The sequence below is a fragment of the Hymenobacter lapidiphilus genome (genome assembly GCF_013377885.1).
GTDB classification, from domain to species: domain Bacteria; phylum Bacteroidota; class Bacteroidia; order Cytophagales; family Hymenobacteraceae; genus Hymenobacter; species Hymenobacter lapidiphilus.
In genome coordinates, this window is sequence record NZ_JABKAU010000114.1 from 1 (window position 1) to 488 (window position 488).

Annotated in this window: 1 protein-coding gene; it reads left to right on the forward strand. The window is 60.2% G+C overall.

Annotation, left to right across the window (positions count from 1 at the left end):
• A partial coding sequence (locus tag HW554_RS20345; RefSeq protein ID WP_176910357.1) for a hypothetical protein occupies nt 1-424 on the forward strand: 424 nt, incomplete at its 5' end.
• Between the last annotated feature and the right edge of the window lie 64 nt (nt 425-488).

Consider the following 488-nt stretch of genomic DNA (forward strand, 5'->3'; position numbering starts at 1 on the left):
AGCCACTGACTACACGGTGTACGCCGTGGTCAATATGCGCTACGAGGATAGTACGTACCTGCTCGACGGCGCGGGCCACAGCATCATCTTCGGCGTCAACTCGGACGGAGACGCCGGGGCCTACTATGTTGGCTCGGCCAAAGGCGCGGCCAACGCCACGCCGGGCCAAAAGACGCTCATTGCCTGGAGGCTCTCTGTGGCAGACGGGGCGCGGGTGTACGTCAACGGCGCGCTCGTCTACAGCGGCCCCTACGCGGCGGCCCCCCTGGCCTCCGTAACCACGTTCGGACGCCATTTCAGCGTACCGTTCGCCTATCTACTCGGCGACGTGTACTCGTTTGCCGTGCGCTTCGGCTCCGACACGAACGAGGAGTACGCCGAGGCCAGCGCCTTCCTGAAAAGCCATGCCAGCGTTACTTTCTAACTTTTTTTCTTTCACTTTTTAACACCCCAATACCATGACCGTTGATGACCTAATTTTCGACCGA